Here is a 15,915-nt window from a genome sequence, read left to right as displayed (position 1 = left end):
CTTTGCGGCTGTTATAAGGTTGCAGACCAGCCTTGCAATAGATGCATGGCTCGAATATTCGCTTTGTAGGTCAGGATTTGTGACCTATAATGACGCGAATGCGTAGTGGGCATGGGAGGTGCTTCATGGGCAAGCAGGATGTGAAACTCTCGGATCGTTTTGACCTGACGAAATCCCCGGTACTGCTGAACGGGACCCAGGCGCTGGTGCGGCTGATGCTGATGCAGAAGGCCCGCGACGCGAAGGCGGGGCTGAACACGGCGGGCTATGTCACCGGCTACCGCGGATCGCCGCTGGGCGCGGTCGATCTGCAGATGGGCCGGGCCGAGAAGCTGCTGGTCGAGAACGATATCCGTTTTCAGCCCGGACTGAACGAGGATCTCGCCGCCACCGCGATCTGGGGCAGCCAGCAGGCCGAACTGCGCGGCGAGGGCCAGTATGACGGCGTCTTCGCGCTGTGGTACGGCAAGGGGCCGGGGGTGGACCGCTCGGGCGACGTGATGCGCCACGCCAACATGGCCGGCACCTCGCCCAACGGCGGCGTGCTGATGGCGATGGGCGACGACCACACCGGCGAAAGCTCGACCACGCTGCATCAGTCCGACTGGGCCATGGTCGATGCCTATATGCCGGTGGTCAGCCCGGCAGGCGTGCAGGAGATCCTGGATCTGGGGATCTACGGCTGGGCGCTTAGCCGCTTTGCCGGTGTCTGGGTCGGCCTGAAGACCATGAAGGACACGATCGAGGCCACCGCGGTGGTCGATGGCGACCCGTTCCGCCAAAGCTTCGTCACGCCGGATTTCAAGATGCCGATGGGGGGCCTCAACATCCGCATGGTCGACACGCCGGTGCTGCAGGAAGCGCGGATGATCGACTACAAGAGGTTCGCTGCCGAAGCCTTTGCCCGCGCGAACAGAATCGACAAGCGTGTCTGGGGCAGGCCGGGCGCGAAGATCGGCCTTGTGGCGGCGGGCAAGAACTGGCTCGACCTGCAGCACGCGCTGGCGCTGCTGGGCATAGACGCGGCCGAGGCCGAGCGTCTGGGCATCACCACCTACAAGGTCGCGCAGACCTTCCCGCTGGACATGGAAAGCTTCCACGAATGGGCCGAGGGCCTCGATCTGGTGATCGTGGTCGAGGAGAAGCGCAAGCTGATCGAGGTGCAGGTCAAGGAAACGCTGTTCGATGACCGGAACGGTCGCCGCGTCTATGGCTGGCACAAGGGCGACAGCTGGGAACACGGCCGTCAGGTCGAACTGTTCCCCACGCGCTATGCGCTGGACCCGATCATGATCGCCGAGAAGCTGGGCGAGATCTTCATCGAGGAAGATCGCGGCACCGACCGTATCCGCGCCGCGATGACCAAGCTGGAAGACGCCCGCAAGGCCGACAACGCCCAGGATCTGGCGGCGCGTCTGCCGTACTTCTGCTCGGGCTGTCCGCACAATACCTCGACCAAGGTGCCCGAAGGGTCGCGTGCCTATGCAGGCATCGGCTGCCACTACATGGTGCAGTGGATGGACCGTTCGACCATGGGCTTCACCCAGATGGGCGGCGAGGGGGCGAACTGGATCGGGGAATCGCTGTTCTCGACGCGCGATCATGTGTTCCAGAACCTTGGCGATGGCACCTACAACCATTCCGGTATCCTGGCGATCCGCGCCGCCGTCGCGGCGGGCACCAACATCACCTACAAGATCCTTTACAACGACGCCGTCGCGATGACCGGAGGCCAGACCAACGAGGGCGATCTGTCCGCCGACCGCATCGTGCGCGAGATCCAGGCGATGGGGGTCAATCACATCGCCGTGGTCTATGACGAGAAGGAAGAGGTCGATCTGAAGAAATTCCCCGCGGGCGTCGAGACGCACGAGCGCGCGGAACTCATGCCCGTGCAAGAGAAATTCAGCAAGATCAGGGGCGTATCGGCCATTGTTTACATCCAGACCTGCGCCGCCGAGAAACGCCGCCGCCGCAAGCGCGGCAAGTTCCCCGACCCCGACAAGCGGGTATTCATCAACACCGATGTCTGCGAGGGCTGCGGCGATTGCGGGGTGCAGTCGAACTGCGTCTCGATCGTGCCGGTGGAAACCGAACTGGGCCGCAAGCGGGCCATCGACCAATCGTCGTGCAACAAGGATTTCTCTTGCCTGAAAGGGTTTTGCCCGTCGTTTGTCACCCTCGAAGGGGCGAAGGTGAAGAAGGCGGCGACGGTCGAGGTCGACATTCCGCATCTGCCGATGCCGGAACTGCCCGCGATCAACGGCACCCATAACGTGGTGATCACCGGCGTCGGCGGCACCGGTGTTGTGACGGTGGGCGCGATCATGGCGATGGCCGCCCATGTCGACGGCAAGGGTGCCGGCATGATGGAGATGGCGGGCCTGGCGCAGAAGGGCGGCGCGGTGCATATCCATTGCCGCATCGCCAACCGCCCCGAGGATATCAGCGCGATCCGTGTGGCCGTGGGCGAGGCCGACGCGGTGATCGGCGGCGATCTGGTGGTGACGGCGGGGGCCAAGACCCTGGGCCTGATGACCACGGGCCGCACCGGCGCGGTGGTGAACAGCCACGACATCGTCACCGGGGAATTCACCCGAAACACGGAATTCCGTATTCCTTCCGATAGGTTGGAGCTTGCTCTTGAAGCGCGGCTGAAGGATCGTCTGGGCCTGTTCGACGCGACCGAACTGGCCCGCGCGCTGATGGGCGACTCGATCTATTCCAACATGATGGTGTTCGGCGCCGCCTGGCAGATGGGCCTGATCCCGATCGGCCATGACGCGATTCTGACCGCGATTGCGCTGAACGGCGCCGCGGTGGACGCCAACAAGCGCGCGTTCGAGCTGGGCCGCTGGGCGGCGCTTCATCCCGACCAGGCCGAGAAGGTGATCACCCCCGAGGTGATCGCCCTGCCGAAAAGCCTGGAAGAGAAGATCGCCTTCCGGGCCGAGCATCTGACCAGGTATCAGGGCAAGCGGCTGGCCCGGCGCTACCGCAAGCTTGTCGACGGCATCGGCGACGCCCGCCTGAAGGAGGCGGTCGCCAAGGGCTATCACAAGGCCCTGGCCTACAAGGACGAATATGAGGTCGCGCGCCTGCATCTGGAAACCGCCGCCAGGGCGCGCGAAGAGTTCGAGGGCGATTTCAGGATGTCCTTCCATCTGGCCCCTCCGCTTCTGTCGAAGGACGGCCCCGACGGCCGCCCGCTGAAGAAGACCTACGGGCCGGGGATGCTGCGCTGGTTCGCGGTAATGGCGAAGATGAAGGGCCTGCGCGGGACACCGCTCGATCCCTTCGGGCGTTCGGCCGAGCGCCGCGCCGAACGCGACGCGATCAAGGCCTACGAGGCCGACATGGACGAGGTGCTGCGCGACCTGACGGCCGAGAACCTGGAGGTCGCGGTTCAGATCGCGGAACTGCCGCTGAAGGTGCGGGGCTTCGGTCCAGTCAAGGCCGCCAACGCCGAGAAGGTGGCGAAGCTGCGCGAGCAGATGCTTACCCGTTTCCGCAAGGGCGCGGCGGGGATGCAACACGCGGCGGAATAAGCGCGGGGCGTCAACAATCCGTGATCTTTTCGGATGAGATTCGGGGCGCGCGCGGCTATACGCGCCCCGATTTCATGCCAGTTCCGCTTGACCGGACCCGCCGAAGAGACCCCAGATGCCGCAGGCCACCCGAGAGATCAGCTATTCCCATTCGGCCAGGTCCCGCTCGGGCCGGGCCTTGATCCGCGCGATCGAGAATTCGACCGGCCGGATCGGCCTGATCCGCCGCGCCAAGGGATATGAGCGCGAGGTGGCCGAGGGCCGCAGTTTCTGGGAGGTGATGGCGGCGCGCTACCGCCTGCGGCTGCAGGTGACGGCGGGCGCGCTGCAAAACATCCCCGCCACCGGGCCCCTGGTTGTGGTGTCGAACCATCCCTACGGCATTCTCGACGGGCTGATGCTGGGGCTGCTTCTGGACCGCGCGCGCGGCGATTTCCGCATTCTGGCGCACAATGTCTTCAAGCGTGCCGAGGAATTGAACCGCATCATCCTGCCGATCTCGTTCGATGAAACCAAGGAGGCGGTGGCGCTGAACCTGCGCACACGGGCCGAGGCGCTGGCCTATCTGGCCCAGGGCGGCGCGATCGGGGTATTCCCTGGTGGCACGGTGTCCACCGCGGCGCGGCCCTTCGGGCGGCCGATGGATCCGGGCTGGCGCAATTTCACCGCCAAGATGATCGCGCGGTCGGGCGCGACGGTGGTGCCGGTGTTCTTCGAGGGCCACAATTCGCGCCTGTTCCAATTGATGAGCCACCTGCATCCGACGCTGCGGGTGGCGCTGCTGATCAAGGAATTCCGCGCCCGGGTGGGGGGCGCGGTGCGGGTGGCGATCGGTGATCCGATCCCGGCCGCGGCGCTGGCGCCGCTGAAATCCGATGCCAAACAGATGATGGATTTCCTGCGCCGCGCGACATATGACTTGAGCCCGGAGCCGCTTCGATCCTACGAATATGGCTTCGAGTTCGAGGATAAGCACAAGCAGTGACAGGGGCTTGCCCCGGCCTGCAGGCAGGGGGCGCGATGGCGGTTGGCGTTTTCGATTCCGGTCTTGGCGGCCTGACCGTGCTGGGGGCGCTGACGCGGCGGCTGCCCGACATACCCTTCGTCTATTTCGCCGACAGCCTGCACGCGCCCTATGGCGTGCGTGACGCCGACGACATCTTTCACCTCACCTGCGCCGCGGTCGAACGGCTGTGGGACGAGGGCTGCGATCTGGTGATCCTGGCGTGCAACACCGCCTCGGCCGCCGCCCTGCGCCGGATGCAGGAAACCTGGCTGCCTGCCGACAAGCGCGTGCTGGGGGTTTTCGTGCCGCTGATCGAGGCGCTCACCGAGCGCCAGTGGGGCGACAATTCCCCCCCGCGCGAGGTGGCGGTGAAACATGTGGCGCTGTTCGCCACGCCCGCCACGGTGTCAAGCCGCGCCTTTCAGCGCGAACTGGCCTTCCGCGCCATCGGCGTCGATGTCGAGGCCCAGCCCTGCGGCGGCGTCGTCGATGCGATCGAGGCGGGCGACGAGATCCTGGCCGAGGCGCTGGTCAAGAGCCATGTCGAGGCGCTCAAGCGGCGGATGCCGCGCCCCGAGGCGGCGGTCTTGGGCTGCACCCATTACCCGCTGATGCAGGAAACCTTCCAACAGGCGCTGGGGTCTGACGTGACCGTCTTCAGCCAGGCCGATCTGGTGGCCGAAAGCCTGGCCGACTACCTGCGGCGCCATCCGGACATGCTGGGGGCGGGGCAGGCGTCGCGCTTCCTGACCACCGGCAACCCGGAGTCGGTATCCTTGCGCGCGACGAAGTTCCTGCGCCACTCGATCCGCTTCGACCAGGCTTGATCGGCGCGCCGGGGGCGGGATGCAACGCATCGCCGCACCCTCTGGGCGCGACGGCGATATGGCGGTATGATGCGCAGGAGACGCGCCGCAAGAGTCGATCGGAGGAGCGGATGAAGGGGCTGAAGAAGAAGCGCAGGATCCAGATCATCATTGTCGCCGCGGCGGCGCTGACACTGTCGAGCGCCCTGGTCGGTTATGCCTTCCGCGGCGGGATCAATTATTTCCGCTCTCCCACCCAGGTGGCCGAACAGGCGCCGCCGGCGAATGAGATCTTCCGCATCGGCGGCCTGGTCGAGAAGGGCACGCTGGTGCGCGGCGAGGGCAAGACTATCACCTTCGAGGTCACGGATGGCAACAAGGCGGTGCCGGTTCATTACACCGGCGTGCTGCCCGATCTGTTTGCCGAGGGCGCCGGGATGATCGCCACCGGCCATATGAAGAACGGCGTCTTCGAGGCGCGCGAGATCCTGGCCAAGCATGATTCGACCTACATGCCCAAGGAAGTGATCGATGCGCTGAAGAAGCAGGGCACCTACGTGGCGCCCAAAGGGTCGAGCTGACCAAATCGTCCGCGCCCCTCGCGTCCGCGCGCCCTGCGTACGCGCCCTTCGCGATCCTCATTCCGGAAAGAACGGCGGCACGCGTATTTCGTGCGGCCTTTGGCGGGGCATGACCCGGGGCCTTCCGGGCCGGTCCGTTGCATGATCGACGCGTCTTCCCCCACCCACCGCACGCCCTGATCAGCCGCCGTTAACGCCGCGGCGCCACGCTCTTGCCGGTCAGCAACGGATCGGGAGGGCGCGATGCCCACAGTTCAAGAAATCGCCGCAAAGATCGTGGCGCGCGAGGGCGGCTATGTCGACGATCCCGACGATCCCGGCGGCGCCACCAAATATGGCGTGACACTGGCGACGATGAAGCGGCTGGGGATAGACCTGACCGGCGACGGCAAGGTCGACAGCCGCGATCTGCAACGGCTGACCCGTGGACGGGCGGTCGATATCTTCGTGCAGCATTATTTCCGCGCGCCGCGGCTGGATGCGCTGCCGGCGGCGCTGCAGCCTTCGGTGTTCGACATGTATGTGAACGCGGGTTCCAACGCGGTGCGGATCCTGCAGCGGCTGCTGGGCGAGATGGGCTATGCCTGCGCCGATGATGGGATCGTCGGGCCGCGGACCATCGCCCAGGCCCGCGCGGCGGCGGCGGCGGCGCCCGATCATATCGCCGACGCCTATGCGATCGCCCGGCGCAACTACTATTTCCGCCTGGCCGATGCCCGCCCCGCAAGCCGCAAATACGCCCGCACCCGCGCCGGGGCCAAGGGCGGCTGGATCCGCCGGGCCGAGGCCTTCATGGCGCCGCGCTACCGCCTGAGCGCCGAACAGTTTCAGCAAAGGACAGCCGCATGGGCCTGATCAACCAGCTTTTCGGCGGCGCCGCCGCCACCACCGCCTTCGGCAATGCCGCGCGCGGCGTGGCCGAGGTCTTCACCGCCAACAAGACCCGCGAGATGACCCTGTCGCATGAGGCCTACATGGCCGCCCTGGCCGAAGCCGGCGCCGAATTCGCCACCCCCCGGGCGGGCTGGTTCGACGTTTTCGTCAATGCGCTCAACCGCCTGCCGCGTCCGATGCTGGCGTTCGGCACGCTGGGGCTGTTCGTCTATGCGATGGTCTCGCCGGCGGGGTTCGCGCGGCGCATGATCGGCCTGCAGGAGGTGCCAGAGCCGCTGTGGTGGCTGCTTGGGGCGATCGTGAGCTTCTATTTCGGCGCGCGAGAGGCGCATTACTTCCGCCGGGGGCGACTGGCCGGTCCGGCCGTGGCCACGGACAACCCGCCCGCCGGGGCCCAAGATCACGCGGCCGGGCCGAACGCGGCGCTCGAAGACTGGCGCAAGGGGAAATAGATCCGCCCCGCGCTGGTGTCAGTCGCCTTCTTGTCCACGGTGGGGGTGCTGATGCTGATGCAGCAAGGCCCAGCGCAGCCAGATCCCCAGCGCCAGCGTCGCCGTGCCAGCCGCGACCAGGCCCAGCGAGGACCCCAGAACCTCGTTCGCCGCGGTGATGTTGCCTGCGAAGATCATCCCCGCGCCGATATAGAGGGCAACCCAAAGCGCCTCTCCGGCGATGCCGGAAACGGTGAACCGCCGCCAGGGCAGGCCCGCGCCCCCGGCGGCGAAGTTCATCCACGGCCCCAGCGGCGAGAACAGCCAGCGCGACAGGAAGACCCCAAGGGCGCCATGCCGCGCCATCAGCGCCTCGGCCCGCGCGATCAGGGCGGCCCGGCGCGCGTGCCTTTTCAGCCGCGCGATCAGCCCGGGCCCGCCCCGGCGCCCCAGCGCAAATCCGGTCTGATCGCCCGCGACTGCGCCCAGGAAGGCCGCGCCCAGCGTCGGCAGCAGGCGCAGATCGCCCGAGGCCACGAAGCCCCCCGCCGCCAGCATCATCAGCGACGACGGCACCGGCAGCGCCAGGCACGACAGATAGGTCGTCGCCGCGACCAGCCAAAGCCCGTATTCCGGGATCAGGGACAGGAAGGTTCCGGTCATGGGCGGCTGGCCCGATCCCTGGCAGGATCCCCCTTCGCGGCCCGTTCACGCGCGATCGCGGCCCGCACCTGGGCGATCGCCCGGGTCAGTGGGATCCCCGCCTTCCTTGCCAGAACGTCCAGCGGTTCGGGATGGCCGCGTCCGGGTGCCAGCCCCAGCGCCTGCACCACGGTTTGCGGCGGCACATGCCAGGAGCGCGCGATATAGCGCGGCGTCATCCAGCCCGCCAGGGGTTGTTCGTGATGCGCGGGATCGGACCAATGGATCGTGAAAACGGCGGTTCGGACCGCGAAGCCCAGCGTCACACCGGCGGCTAGAACGAAGGCCAGAAGTGCTGCGCGGTGATGGCGCCACAGATGCGCCAGCGCGCTCAGCGGCCCAAGTCCCGGATGCCGCGGCCGATGCCTTCCAGCGTCATCGGAACCATGCGATCCTCGAAGATCCGCCGGATCAGGCGGATCGAATGCGAGGTCTCCCAATAGCGTTCCGGCGTCGGGTTGATCCACAGCGACGCCGGCCATTGCTGGATCGCGCGGGCCAGCCAGACGGCGCCGGCTTCCTGGTTCCAGTGCTCGTTGGCGCCACCCGGGTGGGTGACCTCATAGGGCGACATGTTGGCATCGCCCACGAAGATGCATTTGTAATCATGGCCATAGGTGCGCAGCAGTTCCGCCGTCGAGGTCTGCGCGTCCCAGCGGCGGCGATTGTCGCGCCAGACGCCCTCATACAGGCAGTTGTGGAAGTAGAAATGCTCCAGATGCTTGAACTCGGCGCGCGCGGCGCTGAACAACTCCTCGACCACCTTCACATAGGGGTCCATCGAGCCGCCGACGTCGAGAAACAGAAGCACCTTCACCGCGTTGCGCCGCTCGGGCCGGGTCTGGACATCCAGATAGCCGTGCTCGGCCGTGGCGCGGATCGTGCCGTCAAGGTCCAGTTCCTCATCGGCGCCGTCGCGGGCCCAGCGGCGCAGGCGCTTCAGCGCCACCTTGATGTTGCGGGTGCCCAGTTCGACCGTGTCGTCGAGATTGCGAAACTCGCGCTTGTCCCAGACCTTCACGGCGCGGCCATGGCGGCCTTCCTTCTGGCCGATGCGCACGCCCTCGGGGTTGTAGCCATAGGCGCCGAAGGGCGAGGTGCCGGCGGTGCCGACCCATTTGCTGCCGCCCTGGTGCCGGCCCTGTTGTTCCTTCAGCCGCTCGCGCAGGGTTTCCATCAGCTTCTCGAAGCCGCCGAGCGCCTTGATTTCGGCGCGTTCCTCGGGGGTCAGATGCTTTTCGGCCATTTTCGCCAGCCAGTCGGCGGGCAGGTCCAGCGCCTCGATCACCGCCTCGGCGGGGATTTCCTGAACGCCCTTGAACGAGGCTGCGAAGGCACGGTCGAACCGGTCGATGTGGCGCTCGTCCTTCACCATCGTCAGCCGCGCGAGGTAGTAGAAGGTTTCGATATCGTAAAGCGCCAGCTCGGCGCGCATTCCTTCCAGGAAGACCAGATATTCGCGCAGGCTGACAGGAACCCCGGCGCGGCGCAGATTTTCGAAGAACGGAACGAACATCTCTGTCAGAGCAGCCTTTCCAATGCGATCGTGGCGATCATGCCGAGCACCCCGAAGAGGATCGCGTAGACCGCCGCGTATTGGGCGATGTCCAGCCGCGCGCCGCCGCGCCGCCGCGCCAGCATCCCGCCCCAAAGGCCGCCTAGAACCAACCCGGCAATGACGATCATGGGTCCTCCCTGCCGCGCGCGGCCTCAGCCGGACAGGCTGGCGATCTGCTCCATCCGGTAGAGGATGGCGCGCTCGGTTCCGAAGCCATAGCGCGCCCAGCCGATGCTGTCGAGCCGCGCCGCCCGTGCCGCGGCGCGCTGGCCTTGCATCATCAGCGCATCCGAGCGCATCAAGAGCAGCGTCGCCAGAAGGGCGGCGTTCTGGGCGCGCAGGGCCACCGGGCGTGCCGCGTCGATCAGCTTCAGGGCCCGGTCGGGCTGTTCGGCGGCCAGCGCATAGGCGGCCAGCTGCATGTCGACATGGGCGCGCTGGACCGCGGTATCGGGCAGGCGCGCATAAAGCGCGCGGGCCGCGCGCAGCGCCTGCAGCGCCTGTTCTGGTTCGTCGACCCGCTCGATCCGGCCCAGCACGAACAGCGAGAACGCCATGCGCGCGTCCTGCCAGCCCCGGGACTGGGCGATCGCCACGGCGGTTTGGGCGGCGGCGCGGCGGCGGGGTTCGGTGGTATGGGCACCCAGAGCGGTTTCGATGGCCGAGATCCAGGCCCGCGGGGTGGGCGTGGGTGCGGGGCGGGGCGCGATCGTCTGGCCGCGCGGGTTGATCCGCGCCAGGATCGCGGGCAGCCGTTCGGCGGCCTCGGCGCGGGTGGTGCCGCTGGGCAGTTCCGGCGCGTAGTAGAGGCGCAGCATCAGCATGTCGAAGCCGGTCAGCACGTTCTGGAAATTGTCGTCGTCAAAGACGGAATCGGTCAGCCGGTACAGATCGTCCAGCGGCCCCAGCGCCTGGGCGATTTCCTCGTTCAGGCAGTCGCGCACCTCTTGCGGGCTGGTGTCCGAGGGAATGAAGACGGCCAGCCGGCGGCGCTGGACAAGCGCGGCCCAGGTGGCGCCCGCCGACCCGCGCGCACGGCGAAATTCCGCCCAGGAACTGACCGAGGGCGCCACGAAACAGGCCGCCTGCGGCGCCAGCGCCTGCAGGCGCGCGCGGGGCAGGAATTCGACGGTGATATTGGCCGGGCCATCGGTGCGGTGGATGGGAATGCGCGCCTCGGTCCGCAGCCGCGACAGCAGGACCTCCAGGTCGCGCGGCGCGGTCGCCGGCACCGGCCCGCGCAGCGCAAGGGTGACGGGGCCTTCGAAGCGGCTCATCCAGGGCAGCGGGCGGCCGCTTTCGAGGCTGAAGCTCAGATCAAGGAAATCACGCGCCAGATCGGTGTTGCTAAGGGTCACCGGCTGCGCCTGATAGCGTCCGAAGCGTTTCATCGGCGGCAGCGGCATCGCGGGGCGGATGACGGGGCGCGCGGCGCGCGCGCTTTCGCCGGGGGGCTGCACCGGCGCCGGGGCACAGCCGGCCAGCAGCGCCAGCCCCAGCCCGAGGGCCACAGCGAAGAGGGGCGGGGTAGGGCGGGCGCTGGCGGGGCGGGTCATACGGGCCGGTTGTAGCGGATGAAGGGGGTTTTCATCCCGACCTTGTCATAGAGCATCCGCCCCCGATAGTTGAATTCCTGGGTGAGCCAATAGACCGCAGGCGCGCCGGCGGCATCGGCGCGGGCATAGACCGCCTCGATCAGCGCCCGCGCCACGCCCTGGCCACGCGCGGCGCGCTCGGTGAACAGATCCTGCAGGTAACAGACGTTCTCGATCTTCCAGCAATTGCGGTGGAAAAGGTAATGGACAAGGCCCACGGGCCGGTCGCCGAGATGTGCGATCAGGCCCTGGAATTCGTGATCCTCGCCGGACCGCAGCCGGGCGAAGGTGCTTTGATAGACCGCTTCGGGAACGCGGGTTTCGTAATATTCCAGATAGCCGGCCCAGAGCCCGCGCCAGGCGGCCTCGTCGCTGGCGGCAAGGGGGCGGATGGTCAGCGAGGTCCCCGGCATGGTGTTCTCCTGTGGCGGTGGCGCCATGATACGGGCCGCGCCACGGCGAGGGAAGGCCAAGTGCCCGCCGGGGGCGAAGCAGGCAGGGTGCGTGCCTTCCCACAGGAAGCACCACAGGGCGCACCATGTGACAGATGGGCCTGCCCGATCCGTCGAGCCCACTTGTCACCCGGTACGCGCCACGGGCACCGGGGCGCCGTGCGGGCTTTGTCTCGACCCGCCCGAGGCATGGCGTCGTCGAGGCGGGCTGGCGACTGGCAGGCCCGATCATTCCAGCGCCAAGGGGGAATGCCGCGCCATGAATGGCCAGCCCCCCCGCCGGGCGGCGCACCCCACGCGCGCGCCCAGCGTCGGCCGTTCCCCCTGCCCATGCGGTCCTCTCCGGAATTCCCCGGCCGTGCAGCCCGCTGGTCTCCAGCTGTTCCCTGCTGGCCCCCGTTGCCCCCCGGCGGCTTCTTTGACATCCTCCATCCCGGCGCGCCCCGCGCGGCGCGACATCTTTGGCCCCCGCCCCGGTGGCCCCCAGAAGGAAGGCCCGACATGCCCGCCGTCACCCATCCGACCCAGCCGATCACGGGGCAAAAGCCCGGCACCTCGGGCCTGCGCAAGAAGACCCAGATATTCATGGGCAAGCATTACCTGCAGAATTTCGTGCAGGCGATCTTCGACGCGATCGGCGGCGCGCGGGGCAAGACCTTCGTGCTGGGCGGCGACGGGCGCTATTTCACCGACCGCGCGGCGCAGACGATCCTGAAGATGGCCGCGGCCAACGGTGCGGCGAAGGTGATCGTCGGGCAGGGGGCGCTGCTGTCCACCCCGGCGGCGTCGCATCTGATCCGCCAGCGCGGCGCGGACGGCGGCATCATCCTGTCGGCCAGCCACAACCCGGGCGGGCCCGCCGCGGACTTCGGCGTCAAGTACAACATCGCCAACGGCGGCCCGGCGCCCGAGACCGTGACCGAGGCGATCCATGCGCGAACCCGGGCGATCACCCGCTACCACATCAGCGACGGCCCCAATGTCGATCTCTCGGCGCCCGGAACCAAGGTGCTGGAGGGGATGCGCATCGAGGTGGTCGATCCGGTCTCGGATTACGCGGACCTGATGGAAAACCTGTTCGATTTCGAAGCGATCCGGGGGCTGGTCGCGGGCGGATTCCGGATGCGGTTCGATGCGATGAACGCGGTGACCGGCCCCTATGCGCGCGAGATCCTGGAACGGCGCCTGGGTATGGCCGAGGGCACCGTGACCCATGCCACGCCGCTGCCCGATTTCGGCGGCCTGCATCCCGATCCGAACCCCACCTGGGCCAGCGCCCTGATGGACGAGATGATGGGCGAGGACGCGCCCGATTTCGGCGCGGCCTCGGACGGGGACGGCGACCGCAACATGGTGCTGGGGCGGGGGCTCTATGTCTCTCCCTCCGACAGCCTGGCGGTGCTGGCGGCCAATGCCCATCTGGCGCCGGGCTACCGCGCCGGGCTGAAGGGAGTGGCGCGGTCGATGCCGACCTCGGCCGCCGTCGATCTGGTGGCGCGCGATCTGGGCGTCGCCACCCATGAGACGCCCACGGGCTGGAAATTCTTCGGCAATCTTCTGGATGCCGGCCACGCCACGATCTGCGGCGAGGAAAGCTTTGGCACCGGCTCGGACCATGTGCGCGAGAAGGATGGCCTTTGGGCGGTGTTGCTGTGGCTCAACATCCTGGCGGTGCGGGGCGAGGGGGTGGACGAGATCCTGGCAGCGCATTGGGCCAGATATGGGCGCAACTATTATTCGCGCCACGATTTCGAGGCGATCCCGACCGAGGATGCCCAACAGATGATGAGCGAACTGCACGCCGATCTGCCCACCCTGCCGGGAACCGAGGTCGAGGGGCTGCGCGTCATCGAGGCCGATGATTTCGCCTATACCGATCCAGTTGACGGATCGGTCAGCCGCGGCCAGGGGGTGCGGATCCTGTTCGAGGGCGGCGCTCGGATGGTGCTGCGGCTGTCGGGCACGGGGACCGAGGGCGCGACATTGCGGCTGTATCTGGAACGGCACGAACCCGATCCCGCGCGCCACGGGCTGGACCCGCAAGAGGCCCTGGCTCCGGTGATCCGCGCGGCCCATGACCTGGCCGCGATCCGCCACCATATCGGCCGCGACCAGCCGAACGTGATCACCTGAAGCGGGCGCGCGGGCGCAGGGTGCGGCCGGGCTTCGGCGGGGCCAGGGCAGGGCCAGCGCGGGGGGTGGTCAGCCCGCCGCGGCCAGATAGGCGGCGCAGCCGGTGAGGGCCGCGTAATCGTCCTCGATCACCTTCACGGCGAATTCCTTGACCAGCCCCGAAAACCGCCCCTTGTCGGTAAAGGCCGCCGGATAGCCCAGCCGCACCAGATGCGGCGCGAAGGCCCGCGCCACGCCGCCGCAAAGATGGATCCCTCCGAAGGGCAGGTGGATCAGCGCCAGATCCCCGGTCACCGCGCCCAGGAAGCGCACGAAGCGGCGGGCGGTTTCCTCGGCGCGCGGGTCGCTGCCCGCCTCGAAGCCTTGCATGATTTCGGCCGCGGCGCGGGTCTGGCCTGCCGCGATGAAGCGGTACAATGCCTCCAGCCCGCGGCCGGACAGCACCGATTCGACGCCGGCGAAGCCATGCGCATCGCCGAGCGCGCGGGCCAGCGCCAGATCGGCCTCGTCGTGCAGCGGCAGGCTGGCCTGGCCGCATTCCGAGGCGGTGACCAGCCGCCCGCCCGCCAGATCATGCACCACGGCGGCGTTGAAGCCGGTGCCCACCCCCACCACCAGCCGCGCGGGCGTCGTGCCGGCGCGGACCGGGGCGCCTGGGATGATCTCTCGCAGCGCCCCGGCGGGCAGATGGTCCAGCGCGTGACCCTGGGCCTGCAGATCGTTGAGGATCGCCACCCGCGCGCAGCCGGTGACGCGCGTCAGGGCCGCGCCGTCCATGACCCAGGGCAGGTTGGTCAACCGCGCCACGCCGTCGCGCACCGGGCCCGCGGTGGCGATGCAGGCGCCCTGGCAGCGGAGCGGGGCCTCGGCAAGAAACTCGGCAAGCAGCGGCTCCAGCCCGGGATAATCGGCATTGCGGAACCTGCGCACCGATTCCGGCCGTACCACCGCGCCGTCGGCCAGCGCGACGCGGGTATTGGTCCCGCCGATGTCAGCGACCAGGACGGGGGCGGTGAGGGCGTTTTCAGACATTGCAAGCCGGGGGTCGTGGGCGGGATCGCGGGGTGTGGCGCGGGTGATAGGCGGCTTTGCGGCCAAGGGCAAGCCGTGCCGGAGCAGGCCTGCCCGTGGCTTCCCCGCCGCGGGAACCGCCGCCCCGCAAGCTTCGCGCGGCCCGAACGCGGGCGGCCCCGTCCTTCTTTCCGGCACAAAGACCCCAGGGGGCACCGCTTCCAGCCCTTTGCAATAAATTGTGTAGGTGAGAACCACGAAAACGCGGAGCGTAACGGCGGCTTCGAGCCCGTTTCCGCCGTTGAGGCCCGAGCGCATCCATTAACACTCGGGCCACGCGGGTTGCTCACGTGCGTCTGAGATTGTCGAAGTCCTGCCGAAGCGGTGCGGTGTCATAGATGATCGTCAGTTTCTCGAACCGATCTCGCGCATCGTTCAGTTCAAACACATCAACACATTCAAACGACACCAGCTTACCGTCAGCCAAGGTCCATTCGTATCGGAAGTGAAGGGCAACCGATTTCGACATTTCGGACGAGTCGAACACATTCAGTAACGAGGTTTCGGATCTGTTCGTATCTTTGAAAAGATCGGCATAGAAATCAAAGGCGTCTAGCACCCCATAGAGCGGGGATACAACTTTCGCGTTGTCGCTGAAGAGGCCGCGCACATCCGCGAGATTTCCCTCGTTCAGAGCTTTTAGATAGTCGATGCAAAGCTGTCTGGTCGTCATTTCAAGCTCCATTGAAAGAGCCGCGACCGGGGGTGTCCGAAGAAGCAAACCGCCCAATCACGGCGGTTTGGATCAGCAACACCATCCACCGCCTCAGGAGCGGCGGTAATAGGTGCCTTGAGTAAGCTGGATGTGCTGACTGATCATGGAGGGCCCGATATCACTGGCGGCGCGAGAAGGCAATTCGTGTTCGGCCAAATGGCCGCTTCATCCGCTCAGTCAACCTTCCTCACAAAAAGCTCCCGAAGAAATCTTCGGGAGCCGTTGTTCGACATGACCTTGTACCCACAAGAAGTTTGGCATCAACATGCACCATTTATTGCAAAGGGCTGTGCACCGTTCGGGCGCCATTGATCCGTGCGACGATGGCTGAGCTACTCCCCGTCTCTTGGACAGGATCTGGCGTAAATTAAGCTACTCGTTGCACCTGCTGATCGGGTTGATTGATATCATTTCTCTGCCAAT

The 15,915-nt window shown here is 67.2% G+C and carries 15 protein-coding genes; 7 read left to right on the top strand and 8 right to left on the bottom strand.

What is annotated here, in order from left to right:
* Positions 1-125 precede the first annotated feature (125 nt).
* From BLV97_RS18000 to BLV97_RS17975, 6 genes are all read left to right on the top strand, one after another.
* A complete protein-coding gene (locus tag BLV97_RS18000) occupies positions 126-3,548 on the top strand; it encodes an indolepyruvate ferredoxin oxidoreductase family protein (protein ID WP_035838966.1) in 3,423 nt (1,140 codons plus the stop codon).
* 115 nt (positions 3,549-3,663) lie between these two features.
* Positions 3,664-4,533 carry a lysophospholipid acyltransferase family protein gene (locus BLV97_RS17995; protein WP_035838963.1) on the top strand — a complete coding sequence of 290 codons (870 nt, stop codon included), beginning with the start codon at positions 3,664-3,666 and terminating at the stop codon, positions 4,531-4,533.
* Between the two features lie 35 nt (positions 4,534-4,568).
* Entirely contained in the window at positions 4,569-5,381 is an 813-nt protein-coding gene (locus BLV97_RS17990) for a glutamate racemase (protein WP_035838960.1), read from the top strand.
* Between the two features lie 110 nt (positions 5,382-5,491).
* Entirely contained in the window at positions 5,492-5,941 is a 450-nt protein-coding gene (gene ccmE / locus BLV97_RS17985) for a cytochrome c maturation protein CcmE (RefSeq protein ID WP_035838957.1), read from the top strand.
* Positions 5,942-6,184: 243 nt separating this feature from the next.
* The gene (locus BLV97_RS17980; protein ID WP_035838954.1) at positions 6,185-6,796 is read left to right on the top strand and encodes a holin-associated N-acetylmuramidase; all 612 of its coding nucleotides are present in this window, start codon (positions 6,185-6,187) and stop codon (positions 6,794-6,796) included.
* Positions 6,787-7,287, top strand: a complete 501-nt coding sequence (locus tag BLV97_RS17975; RefSeq protein WP_035838952.1) for a holin family protein — start codon at positions 6,787-6,789, stop codon at positions 7,285-7,287. Before BLV97_RS17980 ends, BLV97_RS17975 begins: the two co-directional genes overlap by 10 nt.
* An 18-nt stretch (positions 7,288-7,305) precedes the next feature.
* Here the strand turns inward: BLV97_RS17975 and BLV97_RS17970 are convergent, their stop codons facing one another.
* The 6 genes from BLV97_RS17970 to BLV97_RS17945 all read right to left on the bottom strand — a co-directional run bounded on the left by BLV97_RS17970 (position 7,306) and on the right by BLV97_RS17945 (position 11,534).
* Positions 7,306-7,929 (bottom strand): DedA family protein, encoded by a 624-nt coding sequence (locus BLV97_RS17970; RefSeq protein WP_051645884.1) that lies wholly within the window; start codon positions 7,927-7,929, stop codon positions 7,306-7,308.
* Entirely contained in the window at positions 7,926-8,147 is a 222-nt protein-coding gene (locus tag BLV97_RS17965; RefSeq protein WP_143037579.1) for a hypothetical protein, read from the bottom strand. Before BLV97_RS17965 ends, BLV97_RS17970 begins: the two co-directional genes overlap by 4 nt.
* A gap of 152 nt (positions 8,148-8,299) precedes the next feature.
* The gene (locus tag BLV97_RS17960) at positions 8,300-9,484 is read right to left on the bottom strand and encodes a vWA domain-containing protein (RefSeq protein WP_035838950.1); all 1,185 of its coding nucleotides are present in this window, start codon (positions 9,482-9,484) and stop codon (positions 8,300-8,302) included.
* A gap of 5 nt (positions 9,485-9,489) precedes the next feature.
* A complete protein-coding gene (locus tag BLV97_RS21280) occupies positions 9,490-9,654 on the bottom strand; it encodes a hypothetical protein (protein WP_092164176.1) in 165 nt (54 codons plus the stop codon).
* Between the two features lie 24 nt (positions 9,655-9,678).
* Positions 9,679-11,082 (bottom strand): DUF2927 domain-containing protein, encoded by a 1,404-nt coding sequence (locus tag BLV97_RS17950; RefSeq protein ID WP_081824921.1) that lies wholly within the window; start codon positions 11,080-11,082, stop codon positions 9,679-9,681.
* Positions 11,079-11,534, bottom strand: a complete 456-nt coding sequence (locus BLV97_RS17945) for a GNAT family N-acetyltransferase (protein WP_035838947.1) — start codon at positions 11,532-11,534, stop codon at positions 11,079-11,081. Before BLV97_RS17945 ends, BLV97_RS17950 begins: the two co-directional genes overlap by 4 nt.
* A gap of 540 nt (positions 11,535-12,074) precedes the next feature.
* Between BLV97_RS17945 and BLV97_RS17940 the strand changes: the two genes are divergently transcribed.
* Positions 12,075-13,706, top strand: coding sequence for an alpha-D-glucose phosphate-specific phosphoglucomutase (locus tag BLV97_RS17940; RefSeq protein WP_035838944.1), 1,632 nt, complete (start codon positions 12,075-12,077; stop codon positions 13,704-13,706).
* A 69-nt stretch (positions 13,707-13,775) separates the two neighbouring features.
* Here the strand turns inward: BLV97_RS17940 and BLV97_RS17935 are convergent, their stop codons facing one another.
* Both BLV97_RS17935 and BLV97_RS17930 read right to left on the bottom strand, forming a co-directional pair.
* Positions 13,776-14,738: a glucokinase gene (locus tag BLV97_RS17935; RefSeq protein WP_035838940.1), complete on the bottom strand. Its 963-nt coding sequence runs from the start codon at positions 14,736-14,738 to the stop codon at positions 13,776-13,778.
* A 325-nt stretch (positions 14,739-15,063) separates the two neighbouring features.
* Positions 15,064-15,450 (bottom strand): nuclear transport factor 2 family protein, encoded by a 387-nt coding sequence (locus BLV97_RS17930; protein WP_035838937.1) that lies wholly within the window; start codon positions 15,448-15,450, stop codon positions 15,064-15,066.
* Positions 15,451-15,915 lie beyond the last annotated feature (465 nt).

Origin of the sequence: Allgaiera indica, assembly GCF_900106675.1 — a bacterium.
In the GTDB taxonomy this organism is placed as follows: Bacteria; Pseudomonadota; Alphaproteobacteria; order Rhodobacterales; family Rhodobacteraceae; genus Acidimangrovimonas; species Acidimangrovimonas indica.
The sequence above is the reverse complement of the archived record's forward strand: the minus strand, read 5'-3'. Positions and strand labels throughout refer to the sequence as shown.

Coding starts and splice junctions, on each gene's coding strand:
- BLV97_RS17995 (WP_035838963.1), top strand. CDS start 3,664: ATGCCGCAGGCCACCCGAGAGATCAGCTATTCCCATTCGGCCAGGTCC.
- BLV97_RS17970 (WP_051645884.1), bottom strand. CDS start 7,929: ATGACCGGAACCTTCCTGTCCCTGATCCCGGAATACGGGCTTTGGCTG.
- BLV97_RS17945 (WP_035838947.1), bottom strand. CDS start 11,534: ATGCCGGGGACCTCGCTGACCATCCGCCCCCTTGCCGCCAGCGACGAG.
- ccmE (WP_035838957.1), top strand. CDS start 5,492: ATGAAGGGGCTGAAGAAGAAGCGCAGGATCCAGATCATCATTGTCGCC.
- BLV97_RS17950 (WP_081824921.1), bottom strand. CDS start 11,082: ATGACCCGCCCCGCCAGCGCCCGCCCTACCCCGCCCCTCTTCGCTGTG.
- BLV97_RS17980 (WP_035838954.1), top strand. CDS start 6,185: ATGCCCACAGTTCAAGAAATCGCCGCAAAGATCGTGGCGCGCGAGGGC.
- BLV97_RS17990 (WP_035838960.1), top strand. CDS start 4,569: ATGGCGGTTGGCGTTTTCGATTCCGGTCTTGGCGGCCTGACCGTGCTG.
- BLV97_RS18000 (WP_035838966.1), top strand. CDS start 126: ATGGGCAAGCAGGATGTGAAACTCTCGGATCGTTTTGACCTGACGAAA.
- BLV97_RS17960 (WP_035838950.1), bottom strand. CDS start 9,484: ATGTTCGTTCCGTTCTTCGAAAATCTGCGCCGCGCCGGGGTTCCTGTC.
- BLV97_RS17930 (WP_035838937.1), bottom strand. CDS start 15,450: ATGACGACCAGACAGCTTTGCATCGACTATCTAAAAGCTCTGAACGAG.
- BLV97_RS21280 (WP_092164176.1), bottom strand. CDS start 9,654: ATGATCGTCATTGCCGGGTTGGTTCTAGGCGGCCTTTGGGGCGGGATG.
- BLV97_RS17975 (WP_035838952.1), top strand. CDS start 6,787: ATGGGCCTGATCAACCAGCTTTTCGGCGGCGCCGCCGCCACCACCGCC.
- BLV97_RS17940 (WP_035838944.1), top strand. CDS start 12,075: ATGCCCGCCGTCACCCATCCGACCCAGCCGATCACGGGGCAAAAGCCC.
- BLV97_RS17965 (WP_143037579.1), bottom strand. CDS start 8,147: ATGACGCCGCGCTATATCGCGCGCTCCTGGCATGTGCCGCCGCAAACC.
- BLV97_RS17935 (WP_035838940.1), bottom strand. CDS start 14,738: ATGTCTGAAAACGCCCTCACCGCCCCCGTCCTGGTCGCTGACATCGGC.